Origin of the sequence: Stenotrophomonas sp. (assembly GCF_032061965.1) — a bacterium.
GTDB lineage: Bacteria > Pseudomonadota > Gammaproteobacteria > Xanthomonadales > Xanthomonadaceae > Stenotrophomonas.
The window spans coordinates 36306-54504 of the sequence record NZ_DAMBEF010000001.1 but is presented as its reverse complement, the minus strand read 5'-3'; the positions used below and the strand labels follow the sequence as shown (position 1 = coordinate 54504).

At 60.7% G+C, this 18199-nt stretch carries 11 protein-coding genes and 2 pseudogenes; 5 read left to right on the top strand and 8 right to left on the bottom strand.

The window, feature by feature from the left end:
• Window positions 1-2: 2 nt before the first annotated feature.
• Window positions 3-1847: an AAA family ATPase gene (locus RT460_RS00215; protein ID WP_313316456.1), complete on the bottom strand. Its 1845-nt coding sequence runs from the start codon at window positions 1845-1847 to the stop codon at window positions 3-5.
• A 543-nt stretch (window positions 1848-2390) separates the two neighbouring features.
• Here RT460_RS00215 and RT460_RS00210 point away from each other — a divergent pair.
• On the top strand, window positions 2391-3359 hold the full coding sequence (locus tag RT460_RS00210; RefSeq protein ID WP_313316455.1) for a TraB/GumN family protein: 969 nt from the start codon (window positions 2391-2393) through the stop codon (window positions 3357-3359).
• Window positions 3360-3605: 246 nt separating this feature from the next.
• On the opposite strand, the gene RT460_RS00205 is transcribed toward RT460_RS00210, so the two are convergent.
• The 3 genes from RT460_RS00205 to msuE form a co-directional block, all read right to left on the bottom strand.
• Entirely contained in the window at window positions 3606-4634 is a 1029-nt protein-coding gene (locus RT460_RS00205) for a methionine synthase (protein WP_313316454.1), read from the bottom strand.
• Between the two features lie 26 nt (window positions 4635-4660).
• The gene (locus RT460_RS00200) at window positions 4661-5644 is read right to left on the bottom strand and encodes a DUF1852 domain-containing protein (protein ID WP_313316453.1); all 984 of its coding nucleotides are present in this window, start codon (window positions 5642-5644) and stop codon (window positions 4661-4663) included.
• A gap of 69 nt (window positions 5645-5713) precedes the next feature.
• On the bottom strand, window positions 5714-6307 hold the full coding sequence (gene msuE, locus RT460_RS00195; RefSeq protein ID WP_313316452.1) for an FMN reductase: 594 nt from the start codon (window positions 6305-6307) through the stop codon (window positions 5714-5716).
• A gap of 114 nt (window positions 6308-6421) precedes the next feature.
• On the opposite strand from msuE, the pseudogene RT460_RS00190 reads away from it, so the two are divergent.
• Window positions 6422-7343, top strand: a pseudogene (locus RT460_RS00190) (LysR family transcriptional regulator).
• The gene (locus RT460_RS00185; RefSeq protein ID WP_313316451.1) at window positions 7340-8212 is read left to right on the top strand and encodes a methylenetetrahydrofolate reductase; all 873 of its coding nucleotides are present in this window, start codon (window positions 7340-7342) and stop codon (window positions 8210-8212) included. Before RT460_RS00190 ends, RT460_RS00185 begins: the two are co-directional and overlap by 4 nt.
• Window positions 8213-8221: 9 nt before the next feature.
• Here the strand turns inward: RT460_RS00185 and RT460_RS00180 are convergent, their stop codons facing one another.
• The 4 genes and pseudogenes from RT460_RS00180 to RT460_RS00165 form a co-directional block, all read right to left on the bottom strand.
• Window positions 8222-9196, bottom strand: a complete 975-nt coding sequence (locus tag RT460_RS00180; RefSeq protein WP_313316450.1) for an alpha/beta hydrolase — start codon at window positions 9194-9196, stop codon at window positions 8222-8224.
• Between the two features lie 59 nt (window positions 9197-9255).
• Window positions 9256-9732 carry a cupin domain-containing protein gene (locus RT460_RS00175; RefSeq protein ID WP_313316449.1) on the bottom strand — a complete coding sequence of 159 codons (477 nt, stop codon included), beginning with the start codon at window positions 9730-9732 and terminating at the stop codon, window positions 9256-9258.
• Window positions 9733-9757: 25 nt separating this feature from the next.
• Entirely contained in the window at window positions 9758-10744 is a 987-nt protein-coding gene (locus tag RT460_RS00170) for an aldo/keto reductase (protein WP_313316447.1), read from the bottom strand.
• Window positions 10745-10755: 11 nt separating this feature from the next.
• Window positions 10756-11877, bottom strand: a pseudogene (locus RT460_RS00165) (MFS transporter); the annotation flags it as partial.
• Between the two features lie 276 nt (window positions 11878-12153).
• On the opposite strand from RT460_RS00165, the gene RT460_RS00160 reads away from it, so the two are divergent.
• The gene (locus tag RT460_RS00160) at window positions 12154-13041 is read left to right on the top strand and encodes a LysR family transcriptional regulator (RefSeq protein WP_313316445.1); all 888 of its coding nucleotides are present in this window, start codon (window positions 12154-12156) and stop codon (window positions 13039-13041) included.
• A 358-nt stretch (window positions 13042-13399) separates the two neighbouring features.
• Window positions 13400-18193: an RHS repeat-associated core domain-containing protein gene (locus RT460_RS00155; RefSeq protein ID WP_313316443.1), complete on the top strand. Its 4794-nt coding sequence runs from the start codon at window positions 13400-13402 to the stop codon at window positions 18191-18193.
• Window positions 18194-18199: the final 6 nt, after the last annotated feature.

Below are 18199 nucleotides of genomic sequence, written 5' to 3'. Positions count from 1 at the left end.
GCTCAACGCGGCACCAGTCGCAGTCCCGCGCTCGATATGGCTTCCACTTCAAAGCGCTGGCCCGGTTGCGCGTCCTGGTCGAACAACGCACGCGCCAGCGGATTGATGAAGTGGGCTTCGAGCTGATTGCGGATACCGCGGCCACCATTGGACAGATCGCCCAGGCACACGCTGCGCAGCGCAGCACGCGCGGGTTCGGCCAGTTCCACCTGCAGCGACTGCTCGCCCAGGTCGGCAAGCGTGGCATCCACCATCTGCTCGAAAATCTGTGCGGCCACATCCTCGCGGATGAAGTCAAAAACGATGATGTTCTCGCCGATGCGGTTGAGGATCTCCGGCCGATTCAGCACCAGCTTGAAATGGCGGTCGATCTCGCTCTCCACCTTGCGCTGTACGGTATCGAACGCGTCGGTGGGCATGACGTTGGCCACGCGCTCGCCGTTTTCGTCCTGGCGATAGATGCCCAGGTTCGATGTGAATACGATCAGCGCCTCGGAGAAGTAGACCCGGTCACCGCGGCCCGAGGTCAGGACGCCGTCGTCCAGGATTTGGAGGAACTTGTCGAGAATGCGCGGGTGAGCTTTCTCGATTTCGTCGAACAGCACCACACTGAAGGGCTTTTCGCGGATGGCATTGGTGAGTTCGCCGCCAACGTCGTAGCCAACGTAGCCCGGAGGGGCACCGATCAATCGCTGATCGGAATGCTCGGCACTGAATTCGGACATGTCGAAACGGATATAGGCGTTGTCATCGCCGAACAGCAGGCTGGTGACGGTTTTCGCCAACTCGGTCTTGCCGACACCGGTCGGGCCGGCAAGGAAGGCCACGCCACGCGGGCGGTTGCCCTTGCGGCTGGCACCGACGCCAGTCATGGCGCGTTTGACGATGTCCAGCATGTGCGTAACCGCATGGGTCTGGCCCTTGACCCTGCGGCGGATGAAGTCGTCAGCCTCGCGGATCCGGCGACGGTCAATCTTCAGCCAGGGATCCTCGGTCACGCCGACCTTGTAACGACGCACTGCATCGGAAATACGCGCCATGGGCACGCCTTCGACGCGCGCCAACTGCGCGATCGCGTTGAGGTCCAGCAGCAGCAACCCCTCGGTGCTTTCGATGAAGGCATCGGCAGCCAGCTGCAGCGCCTCCGCGCTGGCCTCACGGCCACCCTCCAGGCCGCGCAGCAGGCTTGAGGCAATCGCCCGGCGTGCGGTCAGGTCGGGCTTGGAGACCGGGATATGCCGCAGGCGAGGGTTATCGACCAGCAGCCAGTCCGGCAGGTCACCCTCCTTGTGGACGACCCAAAGCACAGTATTGAAGAAGGGCTTGCGGGCCTCGCCAGCGGGCCGTGCCCGGGCGCTGTGGGAAAGCACCAGAGCGCGAGTGAAAAGCTGGTGCTCGGCTGGGGTCAAGCTATCGTTGCGCACGACCAGCCGGGAGGCGAAATCGACGATCAGCGCGATGGGCTCGCCGTTGCGGTCAACCATTCGTGGCAGGGTGGTGCTTAGCAGGTCGGGGCCAGCGGCCGCGGCACCGTCCACCGGGGTCAAGCCCAGTTCGCGGAGCAAGGCGTCACCCGCCTCAACGTCACCGGCGTCATCGCTCGCTGGGCGGCCAAGTACCCTGAACCCCGTCAGCGGGTCCCAGCCGATTACCTGGCTGAAACCGGCCTCCAACAACGCATCGCGCAGGTTCACATTGAAGGTCTGCGGGGTCAGCACGCCCGGTGAAATCTCACTGACCTGCAGGTCGCCGACGTTTCCGGAGAGAACGAACTGGCTCTTCAGTGGCAGGAACCGGACAAGATCCCGAAGCCAGCGCGGCTTCTGGAAGGCAACTGAAGGCGACATGGACGCGACCCTTCCCTAGGTGATTTGTCCATAGGATAGCTGTATCGGCAATTGGCTCCCAAACACGCGCCGTTCGCTGGGATTTCGGCGCGCAAAGCCAGGTGCGGGCCGGGACTTTCAATCGCCATGGAGCAATCTGGTTGGGCAGATTGCAGTAGATGGAGGCGCTGTCTCCGCCCATATTCGAGTCACGCGCGAACGTTGGCTTTTCAGGTGGAGAGGGGTAGGGCGCTGAGGTGGTGCAAGTGATGGGTCTGGTGCCGCAGTCAAAAGGCCTGTCTTATTTTAAATGACGCGTCACGAAATTAGAAGCTGCCAATCTTCCATATTCCCAAGGCCCCCATAACGGAGAATTGAGTTCTTCTGCATCGGTCCGATCACCCAAGGGTTGATGTCGGGGATCAGGCATTTAGACTCTTGGAACGCATTCAAGTCAGGGGTTGATAGGTGCGATCTCATGTTGTGATGGGTGCCATTCTCCTGGCCAGCAGCGCAAGGCTGGCTGCAGCAAGTCCTCAAGAGGCCACAGCGGGTGTCACGGAGATGGATGCCATCACCGTGCTCGGTGAACGACCGGGCCCGCGGATGTGGCGGCTCACCCATGGAGAAAACACGCTCTGGATCCTGGGAACGCTCACGCCGCTTCCGGAACAGATGACCTGGCGGTCCCGGGAAGCCGAGCAGGTGATTGCCGCAGCGGACGAGGTCCTGGCGCCTGGATCGGCGAGGGCGGATGTCGGCGTTGGCGACACCTTCAAGATGGTGTTCCTGGCGCCAGCGGCGCTGAAGGCAGTAAAAAACCCGGAAGGCAGGAAACTTCAGGACGTGTTACCCACCGATTTGTATGGCCGCTGGACGATCCTCAGGCAAACGTACTTCGGAAGGGATACGAAACTCGAACGGTATCGTCCGATGTTCGCCTCCCAGGACCTGTACTGGAAGGCGACGGAGTCAGCGGGCCTGACGAGGTCGAATCGGGTATGGGGTGCAATTGAAGCCATTGCCAAAGCGCATGAGGTAAGGATCACGGAAACCAGCATTTCCTATCCGCTCAACCTCGACAAGGCGAAGATCCGCGATGGGGTTTCGAACCTGGCCCAATCGGCCGTCGACGACATCCCTTGTTTTCGAACGACACTTGATAGGCTGGATTCGGACATTGCAATCATGAAGTCGCGTGCGCTCGCGTGGGCGAATGGAGATCTGAGCGTCTTGAGACGCATGCAAACGGAGCAACTGGTCCCAGCCTGTAAAGGCATCGCGGATGCCTCACTGAACTTCCAGGAACGGCCGGATGTTACGGAGCGGCTTGCTGCCACATGGGTCGGAGCCGCGCAGAAAGCGCTGGAAACGAACAGGACTACGTTTGCCGCGCTGCCGTTGTCGGAGGTCCTGGACCCCAGCGGCTACCTCTCTCGATTGCAGTCGTTGGGATATGTGCTGCATGAGCCTGACGAGGGGGAAGTGGAAGACGCCGAAGGCGCGAAGGACAATGCGATGGTTGAACCCTGATCCGGCGCCCAGGCCTGCCTGTAGCAAGTGCCGCGATGCGGTGCAGGGCATCGCCCCATTACATGCCCGTCGTCCGATGGCCACCCATCGGACGATGGGATCGAGTGATTCCAGATCTGCATACCTACGAAAGCTGACTGACTTCGCCAATTGAAGTCAGTCGTGCCTGCCCATGTACTGCCTCGATTGCCCGGATTGGATTCAGAACGCTGAGGCGGTCCATGGATTTTCAACCCAGCAGAAGCGTCAGCTCAACAGCTCACGACGGACCAATTCGGCGCCGGCGCTGAGTGCATGCAACTTGCCCCTGGCAGTAGCGCGCGGGATCGGTGCCATGCCGCAGTTGGTGCTGGGGTAGAGCTTGTCGGCATCTACAAACTGCAGCGCCTTGCGCAAGGTGTTGGCGACATCCTCCGCGGTTTCGATGACGTTGCTGGCCACATCGATCGCGCCCACCATCACCTTCTTCCCCCTGACCAACTCGATCAGGTCGATCGGCACGTGCGAGTTCTGGCATTCCAGCGAAATGATGTCGATGCTGGACTGCTGCAGTTTGGGGAAAGACGCCTCGTACTGGCGCCACTCCGAACCCAGGGTTTTCTTCCAGTCGGTATTGGCCTTGATGCCGTAGCCGTAGCAGATATGCACGGCGGTTTCGCACTTGAGCCCTTCGATGGCGCGCTCCAGTGTTGCAACGCCCCAGTCATTCACTTCGTCGAAGAACACATTGAAGGCAGGCTCGTCGAACTGGATGATGTCCACGCCCGCCGCTTCGAGTTCGCGGGCCTCCTGGTTGAGAATCCCGGCGAATTCCCAGGCCAGCTTTTCGCGGCTCTTGTAGTGGGCATCGTAGAGCGTGTCGATCATCGTCATCGGGCCGGGCAGGGCCCATTTGATGGGCTGCCGGGTCAGCTGGCGCAGGAACTTGGCGTCTTCGACGAACACCGGCTTCTGGCGGCTCACGGCGCCGACGACCGTCGGCACGCTCGCATCGTAGCGATCACGGATTCTCACCGTCTCACGCTTCTCGAAATCCACACCGCTGAGGTGTTCGATGAAGGTAGTAACGAAGTGCTGGCGGGTCTGCTCGCCATCGCTGACGATGTCGATGCCTGCCTGCTGCTGCTCGTGCAGGGAAAGACGCAGTGCGTCCTGTTTGGCTTCCAGCAGCGGGTCGCCTTGCAGCGTCCAGGGGGACCAGAGCTTTTCCGGTTCGGCAAGCCAGGACGGCTTTGGCAGGCTGCCGGCGGTGGAGGTGGGGAGTAGTTTCTTCATGGCGGTTCTTTGTGTGTAGTCGTGGGTCAGGCCGCGCGGTTGGCGGCCCACTGCTCAAGCACATGCCGGTAGGGCTTGATGAAGTTTTCTTCCGTGAACTTGCCCTGTTTTACCGCCAGTTGGCTGCGCTCCTCGCGGTCGTAGACGATCTTGGTAATCGAGTAGTCCTGGTGCTTCAGGCTCGGTTGGTAGACGCTGCCGGCGGCGGAGTTGGCGTTGTAGATCTCCGGCCGGTAGATCTTCTGGAAGGTCTCCATGGTGCTGATGGTGCCGATCAGCTCCAGATCGGTGTAATCGCCCAGAAGGTCTCCGCAGAAATAGAACGCCAGCGGCGCGGCACTGTTGGGCGGCATGAAAAAGCGCACCTGCATGCCCATCTTGGCGAAGTAGTGGTCCGTCGAGGAAAGCTCGTTCTGCAGATACTCCACCCCCAACACCGGGTCCTCGTTGCCCGTGCGCCGGTAGGTCTTGCTGCTGGACGCGCTGATGCAGATCACCGGCGGCTTGCTGAAGCGCACCTTGTAGGCTGCCGACTCCAGAAAGTGCTTGAACAGCTTGCCATGCAGGTCGCCGAAATCCGCCGGCGTGGTGAACGAGGTCTTGTCGGCGTTGTACGCCGGCAGCAGCACGCTGAAGTCGTAATCACGCACGTAGGAGGAGAAGTTGTTACCGACGATCCCGTCTATGCGCGCATTGGTATTGCGGTCGACGATGGTGGTCTTCAGGATTTCGATCAGTGGGAAAACCTGGCCTTCGCCTTCCGCAGCCACGCGCATTTCGGCGGAGATGATTTCCAGTTCAACGGTGTAACGATCGCTGCCGGGGTTGTCCCAATGGGCGAGGCTGTTGAAGCGGTTGTCGATCATGTTCAGGGTGTTGCGCAGGTTTTCCTCGCGGCTGCTGCCCCTGGCCAGGTTGGTAAAGTTGGTCGTCAGGCGGGTGCTGTCGGCGGGGTGATAGTGCTCATCAAAGCGTAGGCTCTTGATGCGGAATTCAAATGCGTCGTTCATGGCGGAGGGCTACCGTAGGTTCTGCGGGGAGGTTTGAATCAGCACGATGGCGACTCGGCGTAGGTTGACTCAGGCGGCAGCGACGGCCGGGGTGGTTGCGCTTCCCATATGACGGGGCAGGTCGAGCAGGGGCAGGGCGCGCTGCACCGCCAGCGCGGCGCGCTGGATCAGGTCTTCGTTGTGCAGGCGGTAATCGACGAAATCCTTGTCGGTCGCATAGATGCCCAGCGGCAAGGTGCGCGCCTGGAAGAAGCTGAACAGTGGCCGCAGCTGGTGGTCGATCACCAATGCGTGGCGCTCGCTGCCGCCAGTGGCCGCCAGCAGTACCGGCGTGTCGATCAGTGCGTCCTGGTCGATGAGATCGAAGAAGTGCTTGAACAGCCCCGTGTAGGAGCCGCGATAGACCGGCGTCACCACGATCAGGATGTCAGCCTGTTCAACCGCAGCCAGTTCGGTCTCCACCGTCTCGGGCAGCTGGGAACGCCACGCTGCGCCTGCAAGCTGTGGCGCAAGCTGCCCCAGCTCGATGAGGCGCACCTGGCAGGGCAGCGCTTTGGCGAGCAGGCCCATCAGGTGCTCGGTCAGGGCCAGAGCTCGGGAAGGGCGATGCATGCCGCCGGAGATCGCGACTACGTTGAGTGGGTGGGAGGTTTTTGCCTTCATCGACCTGATCTGTCCCGAAGCGTGGCGGGCCACTGAATACGGACGATCCTAGGGATGGAATTCGATGACGTAAAATGGTCTTATTTCACCAATTCATGAATATCACTCATCCATATGCTTGAGCGTATCCACCTGAGCATCGTCCAGCAGGTCGAGAAGCAGGGCTCCTTGACCGCTGCCGGCGGGGTACTGAATCACCCAATCTGCGCTGAGCCACAGCATCCGCAAGCTGGAGCAGCAGTTGGGTACCGATATCTGGTTGCGTGAAGGGCGCAGCCTGCGCTTGACCCAAGCCGGCCAGTACCTGCTGGCCGTGGCGAACAGGGTGCTGCCGCAATTGGACCTGGCCGAAGAGCGGCTGGGTCAGTTCGCACAGGGTGAGCGCGGCGCGCTGCGTATCGGCATGGAGTGCCACCCTTGCTACCAGTGGCTGCTCAAGGTGGTCTCGCCGTATCTGGCCGCGTGGCCGGACGTGGACGTGGATGTCCGGCAAAAATTCCAGTTCGGCGGAATCGGGGCGCTATTTGGCTATGAGATCGACTTGCTGGTCACGCCCGATCCGCTGTTCAAGCCGGGTCTGAAGTTCGAGCCGGTATTCGATTACGAGCAGGTACTGGTGGTAGCCAAGGATCATCCGCTGGCATCGGTGGCCTACGTAAAGCCCCAGCAGCTGAACCGAGAGATCCTGATCAGCTACCCCGTGGACATCGAGCGCTTGGACATCTACAGCCAGTTCCTGCTGCCCGCCGGCATTACGCCCCGTCGCCATAAGGCCATCGAGACCACCGACATCATGGTGCAGATGGTAGCGAGCGGCCGCGGGGTGGCCGCGCTGCCGCGCTGGCTGGTGGAGGAATATGCAAGCCGGATGGACGTGGTACCGGTGCGGTTGGGCGCGCGCGGCATTGCCAAGCAGATCTTCCTGGGGGCGCGCGAAGCGGACACCGGCATCGACTACGTACGCGCCTTCTTCGAACTGGCCCGCAACTCGACTGCGGTAGCTGCGGCTGTCGTCGGCAAGGATGCCAACCGATGATCGCGTCGCACGCCGGTGTCGGTAGTGCGCTCACCGATGGCTATTCGCTGGAAGTGAGCGCAAAGGCCATTCCCGCGCTGATCGAAGCGGCGCCCCGGATCGCGCCGGGCACGACCATCTTCATTCCGTATCTGCCGAGCGAGGACAACGAGGTTCGCCTGGCCGCTGCGGCAACGGTTCGCAGGCTCGGCTTCGTACCGATGCCGCATATGCCGGCACGGCGCATTGCTTCGCTTGCCGAACTGCAATCTTTTGTCGCACGTGCTGTCGCCGAAGCGGGCGTAGAGCGTTGCTTCGTGATCGCCGGGGACACGAACACGCCGAAGGGGCCGTTCCCTGACAGTGCTTCACTGATCGATACCGGCGTGTTCGAGCGCGCCGGGATCAAATGCATCGGCGTAGGCGGGCACCCGGAAGGGCATCCGGTGATGAGCGAGGCCCACCGCTGGGAGGTGCTGGCCCGCAAGTGCCACAGCATCGAAAGCCGCGGCATGGCACCGTTGATCGTCACCCAGTTCGGTTTCGACGCTGACGTGGTACTGGCCTGGCTGGAAGCGTTGCGCCAGCTCGGCATCAACCACCCGGTCCGCGTGGGAATACCGGGCCCGGCAGGCATTGCCGTACTTGCGCGCTGTGCCGCGGCGTGCGGCGTCGCCGCCAGTGCATCGATCTTGTCCAAATACGGCATCTCGATCGGCAAGCTGTTCGGCACGGCGGGGCCGGATCGGTTTGTCGAACGACTTGCCAGCGGGCTTGCCAATGCGCAGGGAGAGGTTGGCCTGCACTTCTTCCCCTTCGGCGGCATCGGGAAAACCGTGTCGTGGGTGGATGACTACCGGATAGCGTGCATGTCCACCCTTGGCCATTGATTCAGCCTGTCACATGTTTTGGCCCAGGCTCTCACGGAAGAACGCGCCGAGCGCCGCAAAGGGAATCAGATCAGTCCGGTCATAGAGATCCACATGGCCTGCACCCTTGACCCACAGCAGTTCCTTGGGCTGGCCTGCCAACCGGTAAGCCTGCTCGCTGAACTCCTTCGAGTGCGCCTGATCACCGGCAATGAACAGCATCGGACGCGGGGATATGGTCTCGATGTCGTTGAACGGATAGAAGTTCATGAACTTCACGTTGCTGGTAAGCGTCGGGTGGGTGGTGAGCTCAGCTGATGAGCCAGCCGGGGTGAACTCGCCGCGCGGGGTGCGGTAGAAGTCGTAGAACTCGCGCTGGATGGGATGCGTGTCCGCGTCCAGGGTATGCACGGTTCCTGAGGTGTACTGGGTGGGGCCACCCTCGGCCTCAACCCAGCGCTGGCGCGCGGCGGCGGCAATCACGGCCTTGCGCTGCGCCAGGTCCTGCGAGTGGTTGAGCGCGTTGCGGTTCGCGGCGCCCATGTCGTACATGCTGACCGTGGCGATGGCTTTCATGCGCGGGTCGATCTTGGCCGCACTTATCACGAAGCTGCCACTGCCGCAGATGCCCAGCACGCCGATCCGTTCGCGATCCACGTTGGGCTGCACGCCCAGATAGTCAACGGCTGCACTGAATGCTTCGGCATAGATATCCGGCGCAACTACGTTGCGGGGCTCGCCCGCGCTCTCGCCCCAGAACGACTGGTCGATGGCCAGGGTAACGAATCCCTGCTCGGCCAACTTCTGTGCGTAAAGGTCCGCACTCTGCTCCTTCACCGCGCCCATCGGGTGGCCCACAATGATGGCAGGCATGGCGTGGCCTGGCTTGGCGTTTCGCGGCACGTAGAGGTTACCCACGATCTCCATCCGGTACTGGTTGTTGAAGCGAACTTGCTCGCTGATGAGCTGGGTGCTGCGATAGAAGTTGTCCGCGCCGTGGGTCATGTCCTGTCCAACTGCAGTGAAAGTGGCGGCCGCGAGCGCCATTGAAAGCAAAAGCCTCTTCATTCGCTGGCCTCCAAGTACTGCTCGTCGGTTACCTTTTCCAGCCACGTTACCGGGCTGCCATCTACCGCTTCGGCAATGGCGATATGGGTCATCGCTACGTTGGCGATAGCGCCATGCCAGTGCTTCACACCCGGAGCGATCCAAACGGTGTCGCCAGGACGGATCTGCTGGCGTGGCTGCCCCCATTGCTGTACCCAACCCACGCCTGCAGTCACGATGAGGGTTTGGCCAAGCGGGTGCGTGTGCCAGGCCGTGCGTGCGCCTGGTTCGAAGGTGACCGTCGCACCACCTACCCGGGCCGGGGCAGGGCGCTGGAAACCACCATCGATGCGTACCTGGCCGGTGAAGTAGTCGGCAGGACCAGCAGCCGAGGGCAGGGTGCCGGCAGGCGTTACCTTGAGCGCGTCTCCGACCGGGTCGCCGCTGGTCGTAGAAGCTGCCATGGAAATCAAAGCGCTGAAAAGCATGGACATGGGGATTACTCTAAGGGTCAGGGGGTTACCAGGCGTAGGCACTGGGCGCCTCGCCACCGGGGCCGGGCCAGATGGCATCCAGTCGAGCCAGCGACTCGGTTGAAAGCTTCAGCCCAGGAGCCTTCAGGTTCTGCAAAAGTTGGTCGACGGTGCGCGGGCCGCTCAGCGCAGTGGTGACCACCGGGTTGTGCAGCAGCCAAGCCAGCGCGACATCCGCAGGCGCTTGCCCCAACTGTTTGCAGAACGCCTCATAGGCTTCGAGTTGCGGGCGCAGGCGTTCGATGCGTTGCACTATCTGCGGGGAAGCGCGACGACCGTTGGACACTTTTTCCAGCACACCGCCGAGCAGGCCCATGCCGATCGGGCTCCAGGGAATCAGCCCCAGTCCGTGGTAACGCAGTGCAGGGATCACTTCCAGTTCCACCGTGCGCTGGGTGAGGTTGTACAGGCTCTGCTCGGACACCAAGCCATAGGTATGCCGGGCGGCGGCGACACCCTGCGCGGTTGCGATGTCCCAACCAGCAAAGTTGCTGCTGCCCACGTAAGTGATCTTGCCTTCACGAATCAGCTGCTCCATGGCCTGCCAAATCTCTTCCCATGGCGTGGCCCGGTCAACGTGGTGCATCTGGTACAGATCGATGTGGTCGGTCTGCAACCGACGCAGGCTGGCCTCGCAGGCGCGACGGATGTGGTAGGCCGACAGTCGCCGGTCATTCGGCCCCAGCCCCATCGGCTGGTACACCTTGGTGGCCAGCACCAGATCGTTGCGCTTGCCGGTGCGCTTGAGCCAACGGCCGATGATCTCCTCGGAGACGCCGAAGCCCTGCGGCATGTCGGGCGACTGGGGCCCACCGTAGACATCGGCACTGTCGAAAAAGTTGATGCCTGCGTCCACGGCAGCATCCATGATGGCGAAGCTCGCTGCTTCGTCGGCGAGCTCGCCGAAGTTCATCGTGCCAAGGCCCAGGCGGCTGATCTTCAAGCCGGAGCGGCCCAGATGGGTGTACTGCATGCAGGTCTCCTTCAGCGGTTAACCAAAACGCGGTGCTGGCGCGCCGAGCGCGCAGCGATGTAGGAAGTGACGAACGAGGCCAGCAGCAACGCAGCGCTGAGCCAGAACGTGGCGCGGTAGCCGTGACGGTCCAGTAGAAGACCGCCCACGGTGGCGCCGGTAGCAATGGCCATTTGCACCACGGCCACCATCAATCCGCCGCCTGCCTCACCGTCGTCGGGCAGGGTGCGGGCCAGCCACGACCACCACGCCACGGGGGCCGAAGTGCCGAACAGGCCCCACAGGGCGAACAACACCGCCACCACGGGCAGGGTGTTCCCGATGAGGATCATGCAAACCGCCACCACCGCCATCAGCGCGGGCAGCACCACCAGGGTACGGAACAGCGCCCTGTGCACGAAGGGCTCGATCAGCAACGTGCCGACCAGGCCTGACGCGCCCATCAGCAGCAGGAACAACGACAGCGTGGACGGTGAAACATGCAACGTGGTTTCCACGAACGGCCGCAGATAGGTGAACAACGAGAACTGGCCCATGAAGAACAGGCTCATTCCTACCATCCCCCACGCGACGGGCGGACGCTTCAACAGCGCGAACACATTCCATGAGCCTCGCCCGGCGGTCGCCTTCATCGACGGCAGCGCAGCAAGCTTCCAAAGCAGGGCAACCACGGCCACCGGCACCAGCGAGAAGAACGCGCCCCGCCAACCCATGATCGCGCCGAAGTAGCTACCCATCGGGGCGGCAATCACCGTGGCCAGCGCATTGCCGCCATTGACGATGGCCAGCGCTCGCGGCACCTGATGCGACGGCACCAGGCGCATGGCGGTGGCTGCCGACATGGCCCAGAACCCACCGATGGCAACACCAATGAGGGCGCGCCCCAGCATGAACACCGGGAAGCTGGGCGCCAGTGCCGCCAGGGTGCCCGAGAGGATCATTGCGGTGGTGAGGCCCAGTAGCAGCCATTTGCGATCCAACTGCCCGGCCAGCGGTGAGACCAGCAAGCTGGTGACCAGCGCGAAGGCACCGGACACCGCGATGGCCTGACCGGCTTGGCCTTCACTGACCTGTAGATCGGCGGCGATAGGCGTCAGCAGGCTGACCGGCATGAACTCGGAAGCGACCAGGGCGAAGGCGCCGAGCTACAGGGCCAGAACCGCGCCCCATTCCTTGGCTGTCGCCGAACGGGCAGGCGCGGATGTGCCCGCCCCGGGTGAGGGGAGATTGAGTGAACTCATGAAAGCATCCAGGCCCCAAGGGGCGATGACGACGGAGGGCTCCGGTAGTCGGAGCACCCGTGGTGAGGAGGGAGGCCAGTCTGGCTCACGCACAGGCGTTTGATTAGATAATGAATTCAGAATGGGTCAATTAGTTGAACTAATTAATCAGCGTGCCACACTAGGCCCATGGCACGACGCAACTTCAATGATCTTCTGGCTTTTGTGACCGTGGCGCGCGAAGGCAGCTTCACCCGCGCCGCGGGCGTACTCGGCGTCACCCAGTCGGCACTGAGCCAGGCCATCAAGACGTTGGAAGAGAGCCTGGGCATTCGCCTGCTCACCCGCACAACGCGCAGCGTTTCGCCGACCACGGCTGGCGAACGCCTGCTGCAGTCCATCGGCAACCACTTCGACGACATCGAAACGGAACTGGATGCACTTACGGCGCTGAGGGACACACCCGCCGGCCAGGTCAGGATTACCAGTGGTGACCACGTACTGCGTACCGTGCTGCTGCCCAAGCTGATGCCGCTGCTGCATCGCTACCCGGACATCCGCATGGAGTTCGACGTCAGCTATGCGCTGCGCGACATCGTCGCCGATCGCTTTGACGCCGGTGTCCGCCTCGGTGAATCCATCGACAAGGACATGGTCGCCATGCCCATCGGCCCACGCCTGCGCATGGCAACGGCAGGGACGCCCGCGTACTTCGCTGCACACGGAACGCCGAAGGTGCCGAGCGATCTGACCAGCCACCGCTGCATCAATATTCGCCTGCCCACAAGCGGCGGGCTGTATGTATGGGAATACGAGAAGAAGGGCCGCGAGCTCAACGTGCGCGTGGAGGGCCCGCTGGTGTTCAGCACGTCGCCGCACATGGTTGATGCCGCGCTTGACGGCTTGGGCCTGGTGCATCTGCCCGTCGATGAGCTGGCGACGCACCTGCAAAGCGGGCGCCTGGTGCGCGTGCTGGAGGACTGGTGCCCACCGTTCCCCGGCTACCACTTGTATTACCCGAGCAGGCGCCAGCCTTCGCCGGCGTTCAGCCTGGTGCTGCAGGCGTTGCGGGTTTAGGGCGAGCCCGTGCGGGCGATTCGTTTTTGGTATCTCGGCTTCGATGGGGCACGCAGATACGATGATCGTTTGAGGCTGTGAGCGATCAGTGGGCAGGGATTAGGGATGTTTATCGAGGGTAGGGAAACGGGGTAGAGCCCGATGCTCGTTGGATATGATTATGCCTTTACAGCTGCCGGCTTTGGCGTTATAACCGCCTCGACTCGGTGGTGCAATGGCCGGGGCCTAAGGGCGCGTTCCGTGAGTCGAAGGCTGGCGGCGTTGGCCAGCTTGGTTGAGATGGCCAAGGAACGCGAAGGATGCTCTTGAGCAAGCAGTGCGCGCTCCCACACTGCTGCTGTGGAAAGGACTCTCGCCGATGAAACTGTTGTGCTTTGTTGCGCTTTCTGCCGCGTTGTTCTTTGGCTCGTTTCTGATGCAAGAAGGGCGAATCATAGGCGCCCGTCCCGCAGCTCCCCTAGGGGTCGCCGACACCGCGCCATTCCCCACACGACTGGTCGCCTCGCGGGAGCCGACGGAAGCGGATCGCCTCGCGCTCTCTCGATTTCTTGAGCAGTATCAATCCGCGAGTCGGCTAGAGGCGCTTTCCCTAGTTGAGGCTTATCTCGCCACAACACCGGAGTCACCCTGGCGGCTAGCGCTGCAGCTCAACTTAGGCGAGTTGTACTACCAGGCAGGCTATTTCGGCAAGGCGATTGAAACATTTGATCTTGCCCGGCAAGTAGATGCATCAAGCTTGAGCCCGACTACGCTGCCGTTGCGCGATGCAGCCCTCGGTGAGTTGGCCCGGATGCATGCCCGCCTGGGGCATGCAGACGCGCTCGACGCACTACTGAAGGAGGTGGGGGATCGCCCAATGCGGGGATCGGCTAGTGAAGCGATCGCCGGCGCGCGGGAGGGGCTACACCAGATGCGCCACAATCCTGCAGTGGCTTACACCTGCGGGCCAGCTGCATTGGCCAGCCTGGTTGTGGCTGCGCGTGAGGGCCTAGGCACAGCAAGTCCGAGCTTGGCGGGAGTGACCGATGATTCGCTGAGCAGGATCAGGAACTATCCTTCCGGCGAAAATGGCATCCGAATGGAAGAGGTTCTCGCGCTGGCGGATGCGGCTGGGATGGGCTTGGTTGCCGTACGTCGGCCGGCGGGTGCGCCGTTGCCGTTACCAGCAGTGGTGCATTGGAAGGTTGATCACTACGCAGCAGTGGTCGCTAAGCAAGACGGTCTCTACCATGTCATCGATCCCACCTTTGGGCGTGATCTTTGGATTACCCAGGACGCATTGGACAGTGAGTCCAGCGGGCTGTTTATGATCCTAAAGGAAGCGGCTGCCGGGTGGGTTACTGCGTCGGCACAGGAACTGCGCGCGACGATGGGACGAGGCTACGTCACCAGTTTCGATCAGAACGACACACGATCAGATTCGGTCCTTGAGGAGCCGCAGAGCTGCCCACGAGGCATGTGCGTTCCTAACATCGTCTCCATGGTCAACAGCCTACGCCTAAGCGACGTCCCTGTAGGCTACGCGCCCGCGGTTGGGCCTGATGTGTTCACGCGAATCACTTACAACCAGCGCGAGGCAAGTCAGCCACCAGCGTTCTCCTACGCCAACCTTGGACCCAAGTGGTCCATGAACTGGATCAGCTACATCGAGGACGATCCTGGAAGCGTCGGCACCAGTACTCGCCGTATAGATGGCGGTGGCGGAAGCGTGGTCTACGACGGTTATTACAGTTCGCAAAGGACATATCGGCGCGAACAACGTACTGGCGCACAGCTAGTACGTGTAACGCTGAACCCCGCCGTCTACGAGCGGCGATTGCGGGATGGCGGTAAGGAAGTGTTCTCCGCTTCCAATGGGGCCACAAACTACCCTCGCCGCATCTTCCTAACAAAGATCATTGACCCCCAAGGCAACGCCCTTGACCTCACCTATGACGCGAACATGCGGCTGAGCAGTGTTACGGACGCTTTTGCAAAAGTGACGACCTTTCATTACTTGCATGCCGTCGATCCATTCCTGGTGACCGGTATCACCGACCCATTCGGTCGATCGGCGGCGTTTGCATACGACGGTCAGGGCCGTCTCGAAAGCATCACGGACACCATCGGCATTACCTCTAGCTTTGGATACGACGCAGGCACGACGATTACGTCGTTGCAGACGCCCTATGGCACCACGTCGTTCGCATCGGGCACCACCGCAACGCAACGTTGGCTGGAAATCACCGACCCATTGGGAGGCACACGTCGCTCTGAATTCATCGCCGAAACGCCCGGATACCCGCAGACGGAGCCGGTTCCCTTTGGAGCCGAAGGATTCCAGAACCTTCAATATCGCAACACTCATTACTGGGACGCGGAGGCTTGGGACAAGCACCCAGGGGACTACCAGAAATCCTCAGTCAAGCATTGGCTGCACGGAACACCGACTACCGTCCTCGCTGGGGTGTTGGACAGTATCAAGCAACCACTGGAGTCCCGTGTCTGGTTCATGCATCAAGGGCAGGGCCAACCTGGTTTTCACACTGGAACTAGCTTTGATACACCAAGAATTGCTGCACGAGTACTGCCGGGATCCGAGTCGCAAATATTCCGGCGGGCGTACAACCCAGCCGGCAATGTTTCCGAAGAGGTAGATCCAATGGGTCGCAAAATCCAGTACGACACTTTTGGCGCGTTGTTGAATCCTCGCGTGGTCAGGACAGTAGTCAACAACCAATATGTCCAACTGGCAGCCTACACCTACAACGCAATGAACCGACCATTGACCCACGTCGACACTGCAGGACAGACTTGGAAGATGGCTTGGAATGCGCGAGGTCAGTTGACAACCCTCACCAACCCCAACGGCGAAGTCACGACCCGCATATACAATGCGCTCGGCCAGATGACCAGCATATTGGGGCCTGCGAGTGAGATTTTGTACTCGGCGTCGTACGATTCGGTCGGACGCGTCGCAGCCGAAACCGATTCAGGCGGCCATACGCGTGCTTTCACTTACGATAATTTAGATCGCTTGGTCACAACCACGTTTCCGGACGGTACCACCGAGGTGAATACCTGGACAGCAATGGATGTTACTGCTGTTAAAGACCGCATGAATCGAGTGACGACGTTCAAGTACAACGCTAATCGCATGCTTGTAGAGAAGACCGAGTCTGGCGGGCTAGTCTCCAAGTATGAGTACGACCTAGCAAATCGTCTCACAGCGTTTACGGATCCACGGGGCGTTAAGACTCGCTGGGACCGGGATGTGCAAGGCCGCGTAACAGCAGAAATTTTCCCTGACGACACCCGCAAGACTTTCACATACGACATTGCCGGACGCATTGATCGCGTAACCGACGTGCTGGGACAGGCGCGTCAGTACACCTATGCAAAGGACGACCGGATAACTGGCATCACCTATCCTGGCGCGTTGCAGACTACGCCCGCCGTCAACTTCGTCTGGGATGCGCAACGTCCTCGCTTGTTGAGCATGACCGATGGCGTGGGTACCACGACGTACTCCTACCACTTGGAAGGCACCTTGGGCGGGGGCAAGCTTGCGTCTGAAGCCAGCTCGCTCGGTCCGGCGTCGACGCTCACCTATTTCTACGATGCGCTGGGTCGCCTTGATGCCCGCGCCATCGGTGCAAGCGATGAACTTTACGAGTACGACGCATTGGGAAGGATCCGCCAGATCGACAATGATCTGGGCACACACGTGCAGAGCTATCTCGGCAGTACGGGACAGCTAGCGCAGTCCATCGTGGGTTCCATACAGACCAGCTACTCATATGAATCGAATCTGCAAGATCGCCAACTAGCTGCTATCACCACAACAAGTAGTGCTGGATTCAGTTCGGCACGAGGCTACCAGCGTGACGTTCTTGGCAGGATCACGGCGGCGAGCGAGACCCGACAGGTCACTCCTGCCACTACAACTTTGCGCGACTACGGTTTCAGTTACGATGCCCATGATCGGTTGGCGGCATGGACCGACACCTCGGGCAGTTCGTTGCTGGAATCCTTCGACTACGATGATTCAGGAAACCTGCTGCAGCAAGTGCGTGGCGGCACGACGTGGAATGCTGTTGCTAATGGCGACAATCAGTTGGTGCAAGCCGATGGGAATGCCTGGGAGTACGACCTGGTTGGAAATCTAATCAATGACGGCAAGCGGGCATATCTTTGGGATGCAGAAAGCCGTCTTATCAAAATCACCAACATAACCACGGGTGCTACCAGCGAGTTCTCATACGATGGCTTGGGTCGGCGTGTGATGTCTACTGAACGGGCATCGAGCGCCGCGCCTCCGGTAACCTCATACTATCTATGGTGCGGTAGTGAGATATGCCAGAAGCGAGATTCGAATCAATCGGTCACCGCGACTTATTTGGGCCAAGGTGAAATTCATGGGTCGACCTTGCTTTACTATGTCCGCGATCAGCTTGGGTCGCCACGCGAGGTGCTCAACCAGCTTGGGAACAGCATGGGCACTCTTGAGTATGGTTCGTATGGAAGAACCGTCTCGGCTAGTGGGGTGCTGCCTGACAAGCGTTATGCAGGTATGTACTACCACAAGGAGTCGGGATTGTATTTAACTTGGTACCGATCTTATGAGCCCATGGCAGGCAGATGGATTTCCAGAGATCCAATCGGATTGAGTGGGGGTGAGAATATATATGCTTATGTCGGGGGGGATCCAATTTCATTCATAGATCCGTTGGGATTGGATTCAATCGTGACATATCAGAACATTGGTGTGACGGTATATTTTGATGAAAGTGGTAACGTCATAAAGTCATGGGATTCGCTGAGTGCCACTGCTGGCAACGCCAAGCCGGGCGCGGGCGGCCCCTATAGATCTAATGATTCATACCCGACCAATGGTCCCTACAAGAATAACGCAAGGGCATATGGCCCTAATGATATTCTCAGAACCGATGATCTTCGCGGCCGATGGATTCACGGCGGTGGCTCCAGACTGGCTGATCCATTAGCCCCTAGGCAGGGCTGGACTCCAGCAGTGGGTTGCACTCGGATGCAAAATGAAGACATCCAAGAGCTAGTCGATATGGTCAGGGCTGCGAAAGCTCGCAATCCCCTTAAGCCGGTACCATACCAGCGGATGAACTATGAGCTCCCTGTTATTGTCCCATTTTTCTGATTCTGA